Origin of the sequence: Pseudophaeobacter sp. (assembly GCF_039971195.1) — a bacterium.
Taxonomy (GTDB): Bacteria; Pseudomonadota; Alphaproteobacteria; order Rhodobacterales; family Rhodobacteraceae; genus Pseudophaeobacter.
In genome coordinates this window covers 1-19286 of the sequence record NZ_JBDWPJ010000223.1, presented here as the reverse complement: position 1 = coordinate 19286, position 19286 = coordinate 1, and the positions used below count along the sequence as shown (strand labels likewise).

Below are 19286 nucleotides of genomic sequence, written 5' to 3'. Positions count from 1 at the left end.
TCGCTCTAACCAACTGAGCTACCGCGCCATCTTCTGTGAGGGGCGATTTACGGAATGGTGCAGGTCTGGTCAAGGCGGAAATGCAGAAGAATCCGCCTTTCTGCAAAGTTTCTTTCGCAGGGCGGCAGATTCTTCTGCTTCCGGCTCAGCCCGTGGCGGGCAAGGCTTCGACGGTGCTGCGAATGAAGTCCTCGCAAAGCTCAGGCGCGGTGATGGGCAACATATGGCCTCGCTCCGGCATGACCTGGCAGCTTAACCCATAGGCTTCCATGGATTTGCCATGCACAACCGGGTCCAGAATGGCGTCTTTCTCACCGTAGAGAATCGCACCTGGGGTCTTCAGTTCGCCAGCATAGCGCGGCGCCTGGGCCTCAATCGAGGGATGCACATAGGTGGCATCCGCCGAGGCGGCAACAAAGCTCTCGGGGCGCAGGCCAAGGGCGCCGCCTGCTTTGGTCATGAAATCCTCGGGGTAGGCTTCGGGGGCAAAGACCTGGTCCAGGACCGTATCAGCAGTGCGTTGCAGCATGGGAACCGCCACTGTCTGCGCCATCAGGCGGCGCATCAGGCTGGTATGTACGATCAGGCCCTTAAAGACCTCTGGTCCTTCCGGGGTAGGATGCGTCAGCGGCGCCAGCAAGGCCAGACCGCGAATTTTTTCCGGGGCGGCCAGCGCCATGGCCAGCGAGACGGCACCGCCCAAGGAATGCCCCACCAGAACCGGTTGCTTGACCGCGAGCTTGTCTAGAACCGAGAGCAGGATCTTGGCCTGCTCGGGCAGCCGCGCCATGGTATCGCTGGCGCGGGTGGAATAGCCACATCCTGGCCGGTCCAGCACGATAACGCGGTGATCCTTGGCAAGGCTCTCGGCCAGGGCATAGGTGAAATGGTAGAGATGGCCGCTCAGCCCGTGGATCAGCACCAGTGGCTGCGCATCGCGGGGGCCAATATCGACATAGTGGATTTCTCCCTGGGGGGTGGAACAGAATTGGCCACTTGGCGGCACCATCTGGCGGGCGTCGCGGGCGAGGTTGCGGGTTTTGATATGCGAGGCGCCCAGCAGCGCTGCGGGGGCGGCAAGGGCAATAAGGGCGATGCTGCTAAGAGCGGACATATGTGAACTCCAAAGAACTGAGCTGGGCCGGGAGCCCGGATTAAATGTGTTTAGAACTATATGGGCACGGTGCCGTCAAAGTGCAAATGAGGGCGCGGTCCCAGTTTCAAGGTAATGGCGATCCTCAGGGCTGAGCAATGTCGCGATCTTTGCATTGTAATCAGCGATTTGTCCTGCATTCAACCAACCTTGCCATTGGCCTGACTGGCCGCTGTTGAAAAAGGCGCTGGGATCTTTGTACAGGCCACGGGTGGCCCCCGGCGCGCGCATGAGTGCCTCTGATTTCATCGCTTTGAAGCTGGCCTTGGCAACCAGCCTATCGAACAGGTCAGGCGCGTGAGAGACCCCAATGGCCTTGGCAACCCGCGCCATCTGACCTGGAAGATCCTGTGACAGCGTCGCATAGTGGAACAGGTGTACATTGGGCAGATGCGCCATGGCGCGGGCCGTTGTCAGGTGATGGGCAATCAACTCCAGGCTTGGCTGATCCATGCCGCCGTCTTCGATACTGTTGTTGAGGAAGGCATCAAAACAGGCCGCGATATCATCCGTATAGAAGTGGTCGAGCGCGTCGATCTTCATGTTGTGCACGTGATTGCGCATGGAGAAATGCACGTCCAAAGGGTGGCGATGGCAGATGAGGTAGGTGCAGTCCTCAAAATAGGGCACCCCGTCCAGGGGGCTGTGCGATTTGAGAAACCTTTGGTGGCTCTGCTGCGCCAACCGGGCCAGACGCATTTTGAAGTCTTCGGGATTGAGGCGTATTTCAATCCAGGGCGAGAGATCTGGAATGGCGATCTCGGCCTCAGGGTCACCAAAGATGAGCAGGCCGCAGATCGTCTGCATCCAGGTCGTGCCGCTTTTGGGCGGGACGCAGACGAACACATCCCCAGGGCGGTATTCGAACGCGTCCCAGTTGTGGCCATCGGTGGCGATGCCGCTGTAGTATCGCAGGGGGCTGGTTTGGGTCATAGCTAAGAGGGTACAACGCGTTTGCGGGAATCCGAACAGATTTTTGTCCACAACGGGCCTGTGCTGTTCTTACCCATCCCGTCGCCGCCTCTGTGGTGGTTTCTTGCAGGGGGTGCGGTTCTGGCGCTTTACGAGGCCAGGGCTTGATCCAGTGCATGCAGTGAGGGCTGCGGCAGCAGATCCAGCAGTTCAAACACCCGGGCGCGGCAGGCGTCACCAGCCCAATCCGCTGGGTGAAAACCCTCAGGCAGCACTGGGTGACGCAGGGCAATGCGGCGCCAGTGATGCACGATCAGGGTGCGTAGGGTGGCGATTTGCACAGGGGTTAAATCCGCAGCCGGGGAGATTTGGTTCAACACAGTCAGCAGCGATTGGCAGGAGAGCACCAAATCTGCCGGAAACAGCCGCTCCTGCAACCATGTCGGGACTTTTAGATCTGAAATTGCGGTTACAAACAGATCGTCCAACCCATGGGGCGCCGTCCCATATCCCAACGCCGTGCAGCGGTTGACCTGGCTGTATTGCGGCAGCAGCAGGGCGTCTTCCAAGGCCGCATGGCTGCTACCTTCTTCGGCGATCAACAAATGCCAGCTCTGCGGCACTTTGGGGTCGCGAGCATAGATGCGCGGGGTCACAGCGGCGGACTGGTTGCGGCCAGATTTGGTCAGGAAATGCACCGAGGCCCGCCCCGAACGGGCGCTCTCAATCCAGCCGTCCTTGCGCAGCCGATGCAGGGCGACGCGGATCGCTTCGGGCTTGATGCCCATGGGGGTGATGATCCGGGTGAGAGTGGTGCCGCTGATCTGATCACCCGGGTTCTGCGCCAGATCGCCAAACAGCGAGACAATAATCGACCAGACCCGCAGGGTCTGCAGATCGTTGAGCTGGGCGATACTCGCCTCAAACCCTTGAGAGGATGCGCTATTCATGGGCGCAAGATAGGCTCTCTGGGCCAGATAGGCCAGCCCAGAGGCAAAAAGCAGCGACAGGATCTGCGCGTTTAGAAGGCGTTCATGGTCAGCAGTTCGTATTCCGCGACCTTTTCATCCTCTTGGTTGGTCAGGGTGACATGCCAGCGCACCTCGCCGTACTCCTCGTTGCGCGGCGTCTTTTTCTTTACGCTCAGGCGCACCTTGATGCTGTCTCCGGCCGAAACCGGTTGCATGAAGCGCAGGGAATCCAAGCCGGTATTGGCCAGAACCGGCCCCTCATTGGGCTCCACAAACAGCCCCGCAGCAAAAGAAAGCAGCAGGTAGCCATGGGCCACACGTCCAGGGAAGAAGGGGTTCCGCTTGGCGGCAGCGTCATCCATATGGGCGTAGAAGGTATCTCCAGTGAAATTGGCAAAATGCTCGATATCCTCCAGCGTCACCTCGCGCGCTGGGCTGTTGAGGGTTTCGCCAATGGAGAGCTCGCCGAATTTGCGGGTGAAGGGATGCGCAGGGGCTGCTACTTCGGTGCCGCCGGGCACCCATTGCTCGCCAATGGCGGCCAGAATATCGGGGCTGCCCTGAATGGCGGTGCGTTGCATATAGTGTTTCACCCCACGAATGCCGCCGAGCTCTTCGCCGCCGCCGGCCCGACCGGGACCACCGTGGACCATATGGGGCAGCGGGGAGCCATGGCCGGTGCTTTCCTTCATCGAGGCGCGGTTGTTGAAATAGATCCGCCCGTGATAGGCGCCAGAACCTAGGGCTACTTCGCGGGCCACCTCAGGATCGTTGGTGATGCAGGACGCCACCAGCGAGCCTTCGCCCCGGTTGGCCAGTTCTACGGCATGGCCCAGATCGCGGTAGCCCATGACGGTGGAAACCGGGCCAAAGGCTTCTGTGTCATGTACGCGCTGGGCCGTATCTGGGTTTTCGCAGTGAAACAGCATCGGCGGCACAAAGGCACCTTTTTCGGCGTCGGCGCCCTCAACGGCAAAATCATCGGGGTTGCCGTAAACGCGGGTGGCCTCAGTCGCGAGGATGGCTGCCTTCTCCAATACGTCGCGTTTCTGACCGTTTGAGACTAACGCCCCCATGCGGGTGCTTTCCAGACGCGGGTCGCCGATTGTGGTCTTGGCCAGACGTGTGGAGAGTGCTTCGATCACCGCTTCGGTCTGCGATTCTGGCGTGATGATGCGGCGCACAGCAGTACATTTCTGACCGGCCTTGGTGGTTATCTCGCGACTGACTTCCTTGATGAAGAGGTCAAATTCAGGCGTGCCGGGGGTGGCGTCGGGCCCCAGAATGGATGCGTTCAGGCTGTCCTGTTCCGCAACAAAACGGATCGAGTTTTCCAGGATCACCGGGTTCTGGCGCAGCTTTAGTGCGGTTTGGGCCGAACCGGTAAAGCTCACCACATCCTGCATGGTCAGATGGTCGAGCATATCGCCCAAACCACCCGAAACCAGCTGTAGCGCACCGGCAGGCAGGATACCACTGTCGAGCATCAGTCGCACGGCGAGTTCAGTCACGTAACAGGTGGCGGTCGCAGGTTTGACGATGGCGGGCACCCCGGCCAGCAGGGTAGGGGCCAGCTTTTCCAACATGCCCCAGACCGGGAAGTTGAAAGCATTGATATGCACCGCAACACCCTGAAGCGGTGTGCAGATATGCTGACCGAGGAAGGTGCCGTTGCGCGACAGCTGTTCTACGTCACCGTCCAGATAGACCTTGGCATCGGGCATCTCGCGACGCCCCTTGGAGGCAAAGACAAACATGGTGCCAATGCCACCGTCGATGTCGATCATATGGTCGGCCTGGGTGGCGCCGGTTTCAAAGCTCAGATCATAGAGCGCCTGTTTGTGTTGGCTCAGATGCGCCGACAGCGCCTTGAGCATACGAGCGCGGTCATGGAAGGTCATGGCGCGCAGGGCAGGGCTGCCGGTCTCGCGGGCGTAAGACAGCATTGCCTGCACATCCAGCGCATTGTTGCCGGCCTGCGCCAGCGGGGCGCCGGTGACGGCGCTGGCGATGTTGCGGGCGCCTGCGCCCGGGGCGATCCACTGACCGGCGGCAAAACTCGATACGTCTAGAAGGCTCATGCTCTGTCCTTTTCTTTCCTGATGGGGGTCGTCGGCACGGGGGGCGGACGAGTCGCTGAGGCGGGGCCTCACATTTGCTTTGAATGATATATTGACCGTCCGGTCGGTTTATGCAAGAAATTTGTCAAACGGGTTTTGGTAGCTGTCCGGTTTTGTCGGGGTCAAGAGCTGCATGAGGGAGAGAGAAATGTCAGAGTCTATTCTGGTTGCGGATCATGGCGCTTGGGTGGAGATCACCCTGAACCGGCCGGATCGGCTCAATAGTTTCAACGATGAAATGCACTATGCCCTGCGCGCAGCCATCGAGGCCGCGAGTGAAGGTGGTGCGCGGGCAATCCTGCTGACCGGTGCGGGTCGGGGCTTTTGTGCAGGTCAGGATCTGGGCGATCGTGATCCCAGCAAGATGGATGGCCCACCGGATCTGGGCAACACCGTGCGGACCTTTTATGCGCCGCTAGTCAATCTGATCCGCTCCCTTGAGTTCCCTGTGATCTGCGCTGTCAACGGTGTCGCTGCCGGGGCTGGTGCCAATATCGCATTGGCATGTGACATGGTCTTTGCAGCGGAAAGCGCCAAGTTCATCCAGTCGTTCTCCAAGGTTGGCCTGATCCCTGACACCGGCGGCAGCTGGCATCTGCCGCGCCTGCTGGGCGAAGCCCGCGCCAAGGGGCTGGCATTTACCGCGCAGCCGCTGCCCGCCAAACAGGCCGAAGACTGGGGGCTGATCTGGAAGGCGGTGCCGGACGCTGATCTGATGGAGATCGCCCGCGCCATGGCCGCGCAGCTGGGCAATGGGCCGACCCTTGGGTTGGGGCTCAGCAAACATTGCATTCAGGATGCAGCCGTTGCCACTCTGCAGGATCATCTGGAACAGGAAGCCGACGCGATGAAGACCTGCGGCGAAAGCGCTGATTTCGCCGAAGGTGTGGCGTCGTTCCTGGAAAAACGTGCGCCCAAGTTTCAGGGGAAATGAGCATGACTTCGGACCTGACTGGTAAAGAACGCGCCGAAAAATCCGCCGCTGCCATGTGGGCCAGCGACAATGCCTCGAAATGGGCGGGAATGGAGATCACTGAGATTGACGAAGGCCGCGCCACCCTGGAGCTGACGGTTGAGGCGCATCACTGCAATGGTCATGGCATTTGCCACGGTGGCGTGACCTTCATGCTGGCCGATAGCGCCTTTGCCTTTGCCTGCAACAGCCGCAATCAATCCACCGTGGCGCAAAGCAACAGTATTACCTTTACCGCCCCTGGCAAGCGGGGCGAGCGGTTGATCGCCCGCGCCACCGAGGTCTCTTTGACCGGGCGCAGCGGTATCTATGACGTGACAGTGGAAAACCAAAACGGCCAGATGATCGCAGCCTTTCGCGGGCTTTCGCGTGCCATCAAAGGCCAGTTGTTTGACGAATAGGCGACGGAGGAAGCCATGAAAGATCTTACCCCTAACAAGGCCGATCTCGACGCGATCGAGATTGCCTCGATTGATGAAATCCGCGCCCTGCAACTGAAACGGCTGAAGTGGTCGCTGGCCCATGCCTACAACAATGTGCCGATGTACAAGCAGCGGTTCGATGAGGCAGGCGTGCACCCAGATGATCTGCGGCAGCTCTCGGATCTGTCGAAATTCCCGTTCACCTATAAAAACGACCTGCGGGACAACTATCCTTTTGGTCTGTTTGCGGTGCCTCGGTCAGAGATCATCCGCCTGCATGCCTCCTCTGGTACCACCGGTAAGCCCACGGTCGTGGGCTATACCGCCAATGACATCTCTAACTGGGCCGATCTGGTGGCGCGGTCCTTGCGCGCAGCAGGCCTGCGCAAAGGGGATATGGTGCATAACGCCTATGGCTATGGGCTGTTCACCGGCGGCCTTGGTGCGCATTACGGCATTGAGCGCCTGGGGGCTACAGTGGTGCCAATGTCTGGCGGCCAGACCGAAAAACAGGTTGGCTTGATCACCGATTTCCAGCCTGATGGCATCATGGTAACGCCCTCCTATATGCTCAATATCCTGGAGCAATACCGCAAGGTGGGCATGGACCCGCGCGACAGCTCGCTGCAGGTGGGGATCTTTGGTGCCGAGCCCTGGACTGATGCTATGCGCCGCGAGGTGGAAGCCGCCTTTGATATGCATGCGGTTGATATCTATGGTCTGTCGGAAATCATGGGGCCGGGCGTGGCCAGCGAATGTGTCGAGACCAAAGACGGTCCGGTGATCTGGGAAGATCACTTCCTGCCCGAGATCATCGACCCCAAAACCGGCGAAGTGCTGCCCGATGGCGAAATGGGCGAACTGGTCTTTACGACCATCACCAAGGAAGGTCTGCCGATGGTGCGTTATCGCACCCGTGATCTGACCCGCCTGCTGCCCGGCACTTCGCGCTCGATGCGGCGGATGGAAAAGATCACCGGGCGATCTGATGACATGATCATCCTGCGCGGCGTCAATGTCTTCCCCAGCCAGATCGAAGAGCAGCTGATGGCCACCGGCGGTCTGGCGCCGCACTACCAGATCGAGCTCTACAAAGCCGGTCGCATGGATGCGATGCGGGTTTTTGTCGAGGCCAACCCAGATGCCACCGATGAGCTGAGCAAAACAGCCGCTGCCCGGATGCTGACCAAACGTATCAAGGATATGGTTGGCGTCTCCACCGAGATCATCGTAGGCGAGCCCGGCGAGGTCGAGCGCAGCCAGGGCAAGGCCAAGCGCGTCGTCGATAACCGCGACGCTGACTAACCAAGGAGAGAGCTGACCCCATGGCCCGCACCATTGCAAAAGACCACGATGAAAAACGCGCGCAGATCCTGAAGTCTGCCGCCAAGGTCTTTGCCGAGGCGGGCTATGATCGTGCCTCGATGACCCAATTGGCGCGCGAATGCGGGATCTCCAAGGCCAATATCTATCACTACTATGACAGCAAGGAGGCCGTGCTTTTCGGCCTTCTTGATACCTACCTTTGCGACCTGCGCGACCGCGTCTGCGGGGTCGAGGTTGCGGATCTTGCCCCCGACGAGGCCCTGCGTCAGGTGGTGGCAGAGGTGTTGCTCGCCTACCAGGGCGCTGACTACGAGCATAAGGTGCAATCCGGCTCCATGGGTGCCTTGCCGGAAGAGCAGCAAAAGCTGCTGCGTGCCTATCAGCGCGAGATGGTGCAGTTCCTCAGCGATACACTGCAGGCTGTGGCGCCCGAGGTCTTTGCCGCAGACCCAAGCAAGCTGCGCGCCGCCACCATGTCGGTCTTTGGCATGCTGAACTGGTACTACATGTGGAACTCCGGCGCTGGCCCACAGGCGCGTGAAGACTATGCCGAGCTGGTCGCCAACCTGACCCTGAACGGGGTGCGGGGGCTGTAGAAAACGAGGAACAGGTTTCTTCTCTGCACGTTAAGTCATTCATTTGTCGAGACCTTCGTGCTAAGGCTGTAGTGACAGTGTTCAGTGAGTGAACTGGACAGAAACTTAAGCCAATGGTGGTAAGAATTGTTTTTTGTCATGAACTATCTTCAACGGTGCATTGAAGTGACCGACAAGTCTGTTTTCAGTCGTGACACTTTGACCAAGACGCAGATAGACATTCGAACCTTGCTTTGTTTTGTCGTATCCATGATTTCGTTTTTCTTCGGGCTTGTCGCTTTAAGCCCCATGAAATCGGATATGGTCGTATTTGTCCTATGGCTGATCGTTAGTCTTCCCCTCGCTTGTGTTTTCTTGGCTCGGCACCAACGGTTGAGAAGACTGAAATAAATTTTTTTTGCCAAGTGAAACGAGCGTAGCGAAAATACGTCTACAAGCCGCAGCCGCGCGGACTTTGCCCAATAGGTGGTGAGCTTGGCCCGATCTGGGGCTGTATCTTTCTTTCAATGACGGCATTGTGTCCGGCTGCAGGCCGGACAGCGCCCGACCCTCCCCACGGGAGGGCGCTTTCGCACCCACCCAGGCTCGGGCGCTGCCCTAGAATGGATCAAAGCTCTGCTCAGTTTTCCTGCAGAGTATGATTATCTCGTCATGGTCTCTCGCAGCACTTCCCATTGTCGCCGTGAGATGCGCTCTTTGGAGGCCAGCAGCCAGTAGCTCTCATGGTGCGGCATCACGGCCTCGCTAACCCGCGCTAATTCACCGCTGTCCAGATCCTGCTGACACAGCGGCAATGAGCCGAGCAATACACCCAACCCAGCACGCGCGGCGGCCAGGGCCGAGGCAAAAGTGTCATAGCGCAGCGCGGTGGGGGAGGTGGTGACCTGACCGCTGAACTCGCGCCAATCGCGCCAGCTGGGGCGGGGGCCCGACACGGATAGGCGCGGTAGCTCGCGCCAGTCTTCAGTGGTTTTCAGCAGGGACGGTGCGGCCAGCGGCGCAATGCGTTCCTCAAACAGCGCCGCCTTGTAGAGCCCCGGCCAATCGCCGGCACCATAGCGGATTTTGACGGTGCCGTCGTCTTCGGCCGCGTCGCCGGCCAGTACCATAGTGTTGATAGTGATTTCAGCGCCGCTTTGCTTGAGCAGGGCGGGCAGGCGGGGGGTGATCCAGTGCTGCACGATGGAGGAACTGGCCGAGATCACGATCTTGTTGCGCCCCACCCCAAACAGCGCCTCGGAACTGTCCCGCAGCGAATTCAGAGCGGCCTGCACATGCGGCAACCAGGCCTCGCCCTCTGTTGTCAGATGAATGGCGCGGGTTTTGCGCACAAAGAGCTTGGTGTCGAGTTGATGTTCCAGATTGCCAATCCGTTGGCTGATCGCGGGTTGGGTAAGACCGGTTTCCCGCGCCGCAGCCGTAAAACTGCCCAACCGCGCCGTGGTTTCAAAGGCACGGACCCATTCCAGGGGGATGCTATCAAATTTGGAATCGCTCATAAGGAAAATCGAGGCTCACATGGGTTTTTGCTGATTTGATTTTATAGGCATGAGGGGGGAGACTGTCACCCGTGAACAGATCAGCTAGGACCTTTCAAGCGATGACCACCGTTTCCCTTTCTCCCAATGGCGACTTTCTGACCCTTGACCTTAGTGGCCAACCCTGCCGTTTTCATGCCATCTGGCTGCGCGACAACGCTCAGGACTCCGAGACCCGCGCGCCCGGAAATGGCCAGCGTCTGCTGGCCCTGCGCGACATTCCCGCCGAGACCAAACTGGTGGCGGCCGAGATTGCAGAGAGCAAACTGCAGGTGAGCTTTGCCCCTGAAGACAAGACAGTAGAGTTTGATCTCAGCTGGCTGGCGGCCAATGCCTATGACAAGGCCGCGCCAATGGAAAAGGGCTGGCTGAGCGAGGGGGTGGAACCCTGGGACAGTGGCCTGATGTCTGATGTGCCAGTTGGTGATTTTCAGGACCTGGCCAAGGGCGGCCCTGCGCTGCGCGATTGGCTAGGTAAGGTCACGCGCTATGGATTTGGCAAGATTGAGAACGGCCCGACAGAGGATGGCGCGCTGTTTGATGTGGTCGATCTTTTTGGCTACGTGCGCGAGACCAACTATGGTCGCCATTTTGAAGTGCGCACCGAGGTGAACCCGACCAATCTGGCATTTACTGGGCTGGGATTGCAGGCCCATACCGACAATCCCTACCGAGATCCGGTGCCGACTGTTCAGGTGCTCTATTGTCTCGAGAGCTCGGCTGCGGGGGGCGAAAACATGGTGGTGGACGGCTTTGCCGCAGCGCTTCGGTTGCGGGCTGAGAATGAGGCCTATTTCAACGTCCTGGCAAAATATTGCGCCCGGTTTGAATATGCTGGCGATGCTGAAACATGCCTGCAATCGCGCCGTCCGATGATTGAGTTGGCGCCCGACGGGGAGCTGATCGGAGTGCGGTTCAACAACCGCTCATTGGGGGCGGTGAATGATGTGCCCTTTGAAGAGATGGCCAGCTATTACGCCGCCTATCGCCGGTTGGGTGAGATCATTGATGATGAGGCCATGGAGGTGACCTTCCGTCTGGAACCGGGCGAGGCCTTTGTTGTGGACAACACCCGTGTGTTGCATGCGCGCAAGGCCTATAGCGGCGCCGGTACCCGCTGGCTACAGGGTTGCTACGCTGACAAGGACGGGCTGTGGTCCAAATTTTCCGCCCTCTCGGCGCAGTTCGGGGGATAAGTCATGAGCAAGCCGGATATCGCCAGCCTGAACTATGGCAACATAGTGGATTTCCTCGGCTCGATATTTGAACGTCGGGGCGGAGAGGAATACCTGGGCGAGCCCGTCTCGATGGGCGAACACATGTTGCAGGGCGCCACCATTGCAGAGCAAAACGGCCAGACAGAAGAGATCATCGTCGGGGCTTTGCTGCATGACATTGGTCACTTCACCTCGGAGTTTGGCACCTATCATCCCGATGACACCGAGGACCGCCACCATGAAGATGCCGGCGCCGAGGTGCTGGAGCAATTCTTTCCCAGCGTGATCACCGATTGCTGCCGCTACCATGTGGCGGCCAAGCGCTACCTTTGTGCCACCAAACCGGAGTATTTCAACCGGCTGAGCCCGGCTTCGGTGCATACGCTGGAACTGCAGGGCGGGCCGATGGATGCCGGGGAAATTGCTCAGTTTGAACAGAACCCAAACCTGAAGCAGATCATCGCTGTTCGCTATCTGGATGAGGCTGGAAAACGCGCCGGGATGGAAACCCCGGACTATTGGCACTTTGCCCCCATGGTGCAGCGCATGGTGGATCGCCACAGCGGCGCTGGGGAAACAGGCTGAAGTTCACAAGCTTTGCATTTGGGTCCCTGGCCGATAGGCCGGGCAGCACCCGACCCTCCCCAGGGGAGGGCGCTAGCGCACCCACCTAGGCTCAGGCGCTTCCCTAAGTGCTAAATGTTACCTAGGTGCAAAAAAGCCCCCCAAGCTTACTAGGAGGGCCTGTTCATTTTGAAGAGTTCAGCGCGATCAGAGCTCGACCGGGGGGACCATGCCGACGATTTCATAGGTCTGGCGCAGGATCGGTGCGGTGATGGCACGGGCGCGCTCTGACCCACGGGTGAGGATCTTGTCGATCTCGTCCTGGTTCTGCATCAGGCGGGACATTTCGGTGGTGATCGGGGACATCTTCTCAACCGCGAGCTCCGCCAGCATTGGCTTGAACTCAGAGAACTGTTTGCCGCCGACATCGGCGAGTACCTGATCCACAGACTGGCTGTTCATCGCGGCATAGATGTTCACCAAATTGCGTGCTTCGGGGCGCTCTTCCAGGCCCTCGGCCTCAGAGGGCAGGGCATCCGGGTCGGTCTTGGCTTTGCGGATCTTCTTGGCGATGGTGTCGGCATCATCGGTGAGGTTGATCCGGCTGGCATCCGAAACATCGGATTTTGACATCTTCTTGGTGCCATCGCGCAGGCTCATAACCCGCGTGCCGGCGCCTTCGATCACCGGTTCGGTGAGTGGGAAAAAATCGACGCCGTAGTCATGGTTGAACTTGGCGGCGATGTCGCGGGCCAGCTCGAGATGCTGTTTCTGGTCCTCGCCCACCGGCACATGGGTGGCGTGATAAACAAGGATATCCGCTGCCATCAGCGCCGGATAGGCAAAGAGCCCCAGCGAGGCGTTCTGGGCATTCTTGCCGGCCTTGTCCTTCCACTGGGTCATCCGCTGCATCCAGCCCATGCGGGCGACACAGTTGAAGATCCAGGCCAGCTGCGCGTGTTCAGGCACCTGGCTCTGGTTGATCAGGATAGATTTTTCCGGGTCCAGCCCGGCGGCGATGAAACCGGCGCAGAGCTCGCGGGTGGATTTCTGCAGATCCTTCGGGTCCTGCCAAACGGTGATCGCATGCAGGTCGACCATGCAATAGACGGTCTCCATATCCTTGGCCTGCCAGTCGACAAAGCGCTTCAGGGCGCCCAGGTAGTTGCCCAGGTGCAGGTTGCCGGAGGGCTGAATGCCGGAGAAGACGCGCGGCGTAAATGTCGTATCGCTCATGGGGCGAAACTCCCGTCTGGAATTATGGTCTCTAGTCGCTTACCCATGGGCCAGCGCAGGGTCAACAGGGCAGCGTCTTGGACGGCGCTGGCAATGGCCGGGCACAACAGTAAAAAGGCCGTAACAGGTCAAGGAGTAACATGAACAATGAGTGATGATCCAAATATCTCACCGGTAAATCCCCTGCCGCCTGCCGTGGTGGCGCTGGTGCTGGTCATCATGGGCATTGAGGCGGCGTTTTCGCTGGGCATGCGAGGCATTGTCGGCGGACCAGAGGCAATAGGCTGGCGGCTGTCGGCCTTTCAGTCCTATGCGTTTTCTTCCGAGGTTTTCTGGTGGATGGTTGAGACCGGGCAATGGCCGAGGGAACATCTGATCCGTTTCCTGTCCTATGCTTTTGTGCACGGGGGCTTTACCCATGCACTGTTTGTCTGCGTCTTTGTGCTGGCCATGGGCAAGATGGTGGGTGAGGTGATGGGCGATCTGGCCATGGTGCTGATCTTTGTGGCTTCGGCCATCGGCGGCGCGGTGGGCTATGCCGTGTTTATCGGCGGAGCGGTGCCGGTGATTGGCGGGTTCCCGGCCGTCTACGGGCTGATTGGGGCCTTCACCTATATCCTGTGGCGACAATTGTCGTTGGTGGGGGCGCAGCAAAGCCGCGCCTTTTCTTTGATCGCCTTTCTGATGGGGATACAGCTGTTGTTTGGCCTGTTGTTTGGCGGGCAGCAGGACTGGGTGGCGGATCTTTGTGGCTTTGCCACCGGTTTTGGCCTGTCGTTTTTTCTGGCCCCAGGCGGCTGGGCGCGTATCCGCAATGGGATGCGTCGCGACTAAGGAGAGGGGGGCTCCCGCCCGTCTTGCAGCATCAAGATGCCTTGTCCCGTTGGGCCCGGCGCCGCGCTGCCGCGCGGCGCGGTGGCGTGACTCACCAGCGTTGTGACGGGGGCTGAGGCCGTCTTAGCCCTTGCTCCGACGCAGGCTGAATTTGAAATCCGCCAGGCTGAAGGCGCCGATGCCAGCGCCGATGGCAAAATAGCTGACAATACCAAGCACCACCAGCAAGGCCAGGGCCGGATAGCGGATGGTGTCGCTGAACAGCCAGGGGGCCAGTAGTTGAGCTGCTGCGAGTAGAATGCCCCCCATCAGCAGGGAGGCAATCAGGATACGCCAGATCCGTTTGCGAAACCGCGCGTCAAAACGGGCGGCCTGGCCCATATCGCCGGTGCCGCGTGCCAATTGCCAGACCATGGCCCAGCCCGCTACTGTGGTGCCAATGGCGGCTCCGACAAAGCCGAGCAGCGCCGCGCCACCAATGGCCACAGCAGCATTCACCACCATGGCGTTCAACGCAAAGCGAAAGGGGGTGCGGGTGTCTTCGCGGGCGAAGTAAAGCGGCTGCAGCACCTTTTGCAGCACAAAGGCCGGCAGGCCGAGCCCATAGATGGCCACTGCCAGCGCCGTAGCCTGGCTGTCTGCATAGGAAAAGGCGCCGCGTTCAAACAGGACCGAGACCAGCGGCAGGGGAATAGCGATGAGCGCAATTGCTGAAGGGATGGTCAACGCCAGAGATATCTCCCCGGCGCGACTGAAAGCATGTTGCGATCCCGCCGCATCCTCGGCAGCAAGGCGCCGCGACAAGTCCGGCAGCAGGACAATGCCCACAGCGATACCCACCACGCCTAAGGGCAGCTGATAGAGCCGGTCAGCGTAGCTGAGCCATGCAATGGCGCCGTCAAAGAAGCTGGCCACTTGCCGCCCGACCAGCAGGTTGATCTGTACGACGCCGCCGGCCAACATCGCGGGCGCGGCAATCAGTGCCAGACGTCTCAGATCCGGGGTCAGTCTGGGGCGGCGTGGCGTTAGGGTGAATCCGGCGCGTTTTGCGGCCACCCAGACCAGCGCCATCTGCGCCAGCCCAGCCAGCAGGGTGGCCCAGACCAGCAAGGTCCCGGTGGAGAGCCCAGCCAGATCTGGATCCTCGGCGGGGAGGTAGGCATCCACCAGGCCGCTTTGCCCCAGCAGGAGCGTACCAACGAGGATGATGTTGAGCAGGACCGGGGCCGCTGCCGCCGCTGCAAAGCGTCCCGTGGCATTCAGCACCCCTGAAAGCAGCGCCGCCAGCGAGATAAAAAAGATATAGGCGAAGGTGATGCGGCCAAAATCAACCGTCAGGTCAAAGCGGACATCTCCCCGAAACCCACTGGCCATGGCCAGGACCAGCCAGGGCATCACCAGCTGGGCCACCAAGGTAAAGACAATCAGCACGCTCGCCAGCCCGGTAAAGGCATCGCGGGCAAAGCCAACCGGATCTTCACCCTTTTGCAGCTTTTTGGAAAACAGCGGCACAAAGGCGGTGTTAAAGGCGCCCTCGGCAAAGAAACGGCGGAACATGTTGGGCAGGCTGAAGGCTACCAAAAACGCCTCGGCCACCGGGCCGGTGCCTAGGAAACTGGCGATCATGATGTCGCGGGCAAAGCCGAGGATGCGGCTGGCCAGGGTCCAAAAGCCTACCGTCATGAAGCCCGACAGCAATTTCACCGGTTTCATGAACGCGCCCGCTTTGATCCTTCAGAGATCGCCTCGCGCAGCTTGCGCTCCAGGAAGTCCTGTTTGGATTTGGCGTGATACTTCAGACCGAACATATCTTTGACGTAGAAGGTATCTACCACCTGTTCGCCATAGGTCGCGATCACCGCATTGGCGATATAGACATTGGAGCCCGCCAGGGTGCGGGCCAGATCATAGAGCAAGCCGGTGCGATCACGGGTGTCGACCTCGATGATGGTGTAGATCTCGGAGCCTTCGTTATCAAAGGTGATATGGGTCGGCACCTTGAAAGCCTTTTCGCGCTTCTTGAACTTGTCGCGGGTCTCCAGCGCTTCGCCGGTGATCACCTCGCCATTCAGGGTCTTGAGGATCATCTGGTTGAGGCGTGGCAGACGCGAAGCCTCAAACGGGTGACCATCAGCATCCTGGATCCAGAAAGCATCCGTCACATAGCCGTCCTTGGTGGTATAGCTGCGGGCATCCACCACATTGGCACCAACAAGGGCCAGCGCGCCAGAGACACGGGCAAAAATGCCAGGGTGATCGGCCATGACAAAACAGGCGCGGGTGGCGTCGCGGTCATCATCCGGATAGAGTCGCATGACAATTTCGCCGGCGTCATTCTTGGCTTCCAGCTCTTTCAGCATCTCGGCAAAATCCACATGGGCGGTAACATGCAGCCCCTGCCAATAGGGATCATAATGCCGTCCGGTCTCACGCTTGAGATCCGCCTTGGACCAATCAGGCAGCGCGGCGCGCAGGGCCTTTTTACCAGCGGCGCCGCGGTGCTCACGGTTGAGCGCCTCCATGCCGTTGTCCAGCGCTTCGCGGGTCTGATTGTAGAGCGCCCGAAGCAGCGCCGCTTTCCAATTGTTCCAGGTGTCCGGCCCAACGCCGCGAATGTCACAGACCGTCAGCACCAGCAACAGATCCAGCCGTTTGACCGATTGTACTGCCTTGGCAAAGCCGCGCACCGTGCGCGGATCGGCAATGTCGCGTTTCTGCGCCATATCCGACATCAAGAGGTGATGGCGCACCAGCCATTCAACGGTTTCGCTGTCGGCTTTGTTCAGGCCCAGACGCGGGGCAACCTTGCGGGCGATCTGCGCGCCTAGGATGGAATGATCCTGTTCGCGGCCCTTGCCGATGTCATGCAGCAGCATCGCCACCAGCAGCACCTTGCGGTTGATGCCCTTGCGGATAACCTCTGACGACAGGGGCAGCTCTTCTTCCAGCTCGCCTTTCTCGATGGCGGTGAGGTTGGAGATCACCTGGATGGTGTGTTCATCCACGGTGTAGGAGTGATACATATTGAACTGCATCATCGCCACGATGGGCTCAAACTCAGGAATAAAGGCCGAGAGCACGCCAAGTTCGTTCATCCGGCGCAGGGCACGTTCGGGATTGCCGTGTTTGAGCAGCAGATCCAGGAAGATCCGCCGGGCTTCCTTGTCGCCGCGCAGGTCATCGTCGATCAGATCCAGATTGGCGGTGATCAGCCGCATGGCATCGGGATGGATCAACATGCCGGTGCGTAGGGCTTCCTCAAAGATCTTGAGCAGGTTCAGTTTGTTGTCGAGGAAGGTTTCAGGATCTGCCACATCCAGTCGGTTGTGAATGACCTGATAGCCGGGTTTGACACGGGGACGGCGGCGGAAAATCCGCTCTAGCAGCGGCGCGCCCTTTTGCTGGCTGGCTTCCAGCTTGGTCAGCAGGATCCGGGTGAGGTCACCAACGCGGGTGGCATGGCGGAAGTATTCTTGCATGAAGAATTCAACGCCGCGACGCCCGGCGCGATCCTTGTAGCCCATGCGGCTGGCCACCTCGACCTGCAGATCAAAGCTGAGCTGCTCTGAGGCGCGGCCAGTGGCCAGATGCAGATGCGAACGCACCGCCCAGAGGAAGTTGGAGGCGGTAGAGAAGGTGTCGAGCTCTTCCGGGGAAAACAGCCCGAGAGGAACCAGATCGGCGACATCCTGCACCTGATAGACATATTTGGCGATCCAGTACAGCGACTGCAAATCGCGTAATCCGCCTTTGCCCTCCTTAACGTTGGGCTCCACCATATAGCGCTGGCCCTGCTTTTTGTGCCGTTCGTCGCGCTCGGCGAGTTTGGCTTCGATGAAATCGGGGGTATCGCGCGAAAACAGCTCGTTGCGCAGCCGCTCGTCCAGCTCATTGGCCAGATCAAGATCCCCAGTGAGGAACCGTTGCTCCAGCATGGCGGTGCGAATGGTGTAGTCCTCATAGCCCAGCCGCAGGCAGTCTTTGATGGTGCGGCTCGAATGGCCAACCTTGAGCCGCAGATCCCAGAGGATATAGAGCATCGATTCAATGACGCTCTCGGCCCAGGCGGTGATTTTATAAGGGGTCAGAAACATCAGATCGACGTCGGATGCCGGTGCCATTTCGCCGCGGCCATAGCCACCAACGGCGATCAAAGCGATGCGTTCACCAGCCGTGGGCGCCCCAACCGGGTGCAGATAGGTGGTGGCCACATGGAAGGCGGTGAGCACCAGCCCATCGGTCAGATAACTATAGGACCGCGTCAAGGCACGCGCTGAAAAAGGCGCCTTTGAAAAGGCCTCGGCAATGGTGGCGCGGCCCTGTTTACTGGCTGCGCGCAGCAGAGCAACGGTTTCATTGCGCAGAGTGTCAGGGGCTGCGTCTTTGGCCAGGGTCGCGATCTTGGCCTGGACCTCGGCATGGTCAAAAATGGAAGTCGGATCGCAGATCAGCCCGTTCGCTGAGGCTGTGCCGGGCTGATCTGGATGGTCGGTCAGGGCAGGATCAGGATCCGGCCCCGCCAAAGCTGCTGGGGGCTGCGTCAATGATGACTACCTTCTGTTCTTGGATTGTTGCGATGGCGAGACCGCGGTCATTGGTGCCATCGGGGCGCAGACGGAAGATGCCGCCGGTGCCTTGGAAACCCGCCCCCTGGGTCAGCGCCGCAGCGGTCAGAGCGTCCGATTTTCCTGCGCCAACCAAGGCTCCAATGGCGGCGATACCATCATAGGCCAGCCCGCCAATCGAATGCGGTGCGCTGCCATAGGTGGCCTCATAGCGATCACGGAATCTGCGTGCTTTCGCAGGATCCGGCGTGGCAAACCAGCCGCCCTGCACACCTGGCAGAGCCAGGGTTTGTGCGGGCACATCCCAACGGGTCAGGCCGATGTATTGCACCTCTTCGGGGTTGACGCCGGCCTCCGGCAGCAGCTGAGTGAGCAGCGGCAGGGCGCCGGCAGTGGTGGAGGTCAAGAACAGCGCATCTGCTGCCCCATTGCCGGTGGCAGAGCGGATCTGCGGAATGGCATTGATCACGCCCTTTTGCGACACCTCATAGCCGATGGCATTGGTAATCGTGGCACCTGACTGGGCGGCGGCATTGCGAATTGCGGCCTGTCCAGCGAGACCAGAGGCATTATTGCCGCCAGCAATCACGATACGCCCCTTGCCCTGCGATTTGGCATAGCTGGTCAGGCGGCGGGCGGTATTGTCAAAGGTCGGCCCGAGGATAAAGACGTTGCCGCCTGCAATTGAGGTGGTGTTGGAAAAGGCCAGCACGTTGACGCCCTTTTGCGCGGCAGCAAGCCCTGCAGCATTGGCGGCCTCGGCATAGACCGGCCCCAGAATAATGCGGGCGCCGCCCTTCACTGCTTCGGTGGCGGCGGCGGCGGCTCGGGTGGGATCGCCTGCCGTGTCATAGATGCG

General features: G+C 59.8%; 16 protein-coding genes. 7 read left to right on the top strand and 9 right to left on the bottom strand.

Annotation, left to right across the window (positions count from 1 at the left end; all coding sequences use genetic code 11):
• Positions 1 to 145: 145 nt before the first annotated feature.
• From ABJP42_RS19425 to paaZ, 4 genes are all read right to left on the bottom strand, one after another.
• Positions 146 to 1114, bottom strand: a complete 969-nt coding sequence (locus ABJP42_RS19425) for an alpha/beta fold hydrolase (protein ID WP_348343385.1) — start codon at positions 1112 to 1114, stop codon at positions 146 to 148.
• A gap of 75 nt (positions 1115 to 1189) precedes the next feature.
• Positions 1190 to 2086: a sulfotransferase domain-containing protein gene (locus ABJP42_RS19420; RefSeq protein ID WP_348343383.1), complete on the bottom strand. Its 897-nt coding sequence runs from the start codon at positions 2084 to 2086 to the stop codon at positions 1190 to 1192.
• A 128-nt stretch (positions 2087 to 2214) separates the two neighbouring features.
• Positions 2215 to 3015, bottom strand: a complete 801-nt coding sequence (locus tag ABJP42_RS19415) for a PaaX family transcriptional regulator C-terminal domain-containing protein (protein WP_348343381.1) — start codon at positions 3013 to 3015, stop codon at positions 2215 to 2217.
• 71 nt (positions 3016 to 3086) lie between these two features.
• Positions 3087 to 5117 (bottom strand): phenylacetic acid degradation bifunctional protein PaaZ, encoded by a 2031-nt coding sequence (gene paaZ, locus ABJP42_RS19410; RefSeq protein ID WP_348343380.1) that lies wholly within the window; start codon positions 5115 to 5117, stop codon positions 3087 to 3089.
• A 187-nt stretch (positions 5118 to 5304) separates the two neighbouring features.
• On the opposite strand from paaZ, the gene paaG reads away from it, so the two are divergent.
• From paaG to ABJP42_RS19390, 4 genes are read left to right on the top strand one after another with little or no spacing between them, the layout of a single operon-like run.
• The gene (paaG, locus tag ABJP42_RS19405; RefSeq protein WP_348343378.1) at positions 5305 to 6090 is read left to right on the top strand and encodes a 2-(1,2-epoxy-1,2-dihydrophenyl)acetyl-CoA isomerase PaaG; all 786 of its coding nucleotides are present in this window, start codon (positions 5305 to 5307) and stop codon (positions 6088 to 6090) included.
• 14 nt (positions 6091 to 6104) lie between these two features.
• Positions 6105 to 6530 (top strand): hydroxyphenylacetyl-CoA thioesterase PaaI, encoded by a 426-nt coding sequence (gene paaI, locus ABJP42_RS19400; RefSeq protein WP_348343388.1) that lies wholly within the window; start codon positions 6105 to 6107, stop codon positions 6528 to 6530.
• 15 nt (positions 6531 to 6545) lie between these two features.
• Positions 6546 to 7856, top strand: a complete 1311-nt coding sequence (gene paaK, locus ABJP42_RS19395) for a phenylacetate--CoA ligase PaaK (protein ID WP_348343376.1) — start codon at positions 6546 to 6548, stop codon at positions 7854 to 7856.
• 20 nt (positions 7857 to 7876) lie between these two features.
• Positions 7877 to 8473: a TetR/AcrR family transcriptional regulator gene (locus tag ABJP42_RS19390; protein ID WP_348343375.1), complete on the top strand. Its 597-nt coding sequence runs from the start codon at positions 7877 to 7879 to the stop codon at positions 8471 to 8473.
• A 641-nt stretch (positions 8474 to 9114) separates the two neighbouring features.
• Here the strand turns inward: ABJP42_RS19390 and ABJP42_RS19385 are convergent.
• Positions 9115 to 9972 (bottom strand): LysR family transcriptional regulator, encoded by an 858-nt coding sequence (locus ABJP42_RS19385; RefSeq protein WP_348343373.1) that lies wholly within the window; start codon positions 9970 to 9972, stop codon positions 9115 to 9117.
• Between the two features lie 101 nt (positions 9973 to 10073).
• On the opposite strand from ABJP42_RS19385, the gene tmpA reads away from it, so the two are divergent.
• Together tmpA and tmpB are read left to right on the top strand one after the other, a co-directional pair.
• On the top strand, positions 10074 to 11207 hold the full coding sequence (gene tmpA / locus ABJP42_RS19380; protein ID WP_348343371.1) for a 2-trimethylaminoethylphosphonate dioxygenase: 1134 nt from the start codon (positions 10074 to 10076) through the stop codon (positions 11205 to 11207).
• A 3-nt stretch (positions 11208 to 11210) separates the two neighbouring features.
• On the top strand, positions 11211 to 11813 hold the full coding sequence (tmpB, locus tag ABJP42_RS19375) for a (R)-1-hydroxy-2-trimethylaminoethylphosphonate oxygenase (RefSeq protein ID WP_348343370.1): 603 nt from the start codon (positions 11211 to 11213) through the stop codon (positions 11811 to 11813).
• Between the two features lie 186 nt (positions 11814 to 11999).
• Here the strand turns inward: tmpB and trpS are convergent, their stop codons facing one another.
• On the bottom strand, positions 12000 to 13028 hold the full coding sequence (trpS, locus tag ABJP42_RS19370) for a tryptophan--tRNA ligase (protein WP_348343368.1): 1029 nt from the start codon (positions 13026 to 13028) through the stop codon (positions 12000 to 12002).
• A gap of 147 nt (positions 13029 to 13175) precedes the next feature.
• Here trpS and ABJP42_RS19365 point away from each other — a divergent pair, with 147 nt between their 5' ends.
• Positions 13176 to 13862: a rhomboid family intramembrane serine protease gene (locus tag ABJP42_RS19365; RefSeq protein ID WP_348343366.1), complete on the top strand. Its 687-nt coding sequence runs from the start codon at positions 13176 to 13178 to the stop codon at positions 13860 to 13862.
• A gap of 123 nt (positions 13863 to 13985) precedes the next feature.
• Here the strand turns inward: ABJP42_RS19365 and murJ are convergent, their stop codons facing one another.
• The 3 genes from murJ to ABJP42_RS19350 all read right to left on the bottom strand — a co-directional run.
• Positions 13986 to 15575, bottom strand: coding sequence for a murein biosynthesis integral membrane protein MurJ (gene murJ / locus ABJP42_RS19360; RefSeq protein ID WP_348343364.1), 1590 nt, complete (start codon positions 15573 to 15575; stop codon positions 13986 to 13988).
• Positions 15572 to 18358: a [protein-PII] uridylyltransferase gene (locus ABJP42_RS19355; RefSeq protein ID WP_348343386.1), complete on the bottom strand. Its 2787-nt coding sequence runs from the start codon at positions 18356 to 18358 to the stop codon at positions 15572 to 15574. Before ABJP42_RS19355 ends, murJ begins: the two co-directional genes overlap by 4 nt.
• 7 nt (positions 18359 to 18365) lie before the next feature.
• Positions 18366 to 19286, bottom strand: a 921-nt coding sequence (locus tag ABJP42_RS19350) for a penicillin-binding protein activator (protein WP_348343362.1), incomplete at its 5' end; no start/stop codon positions are given.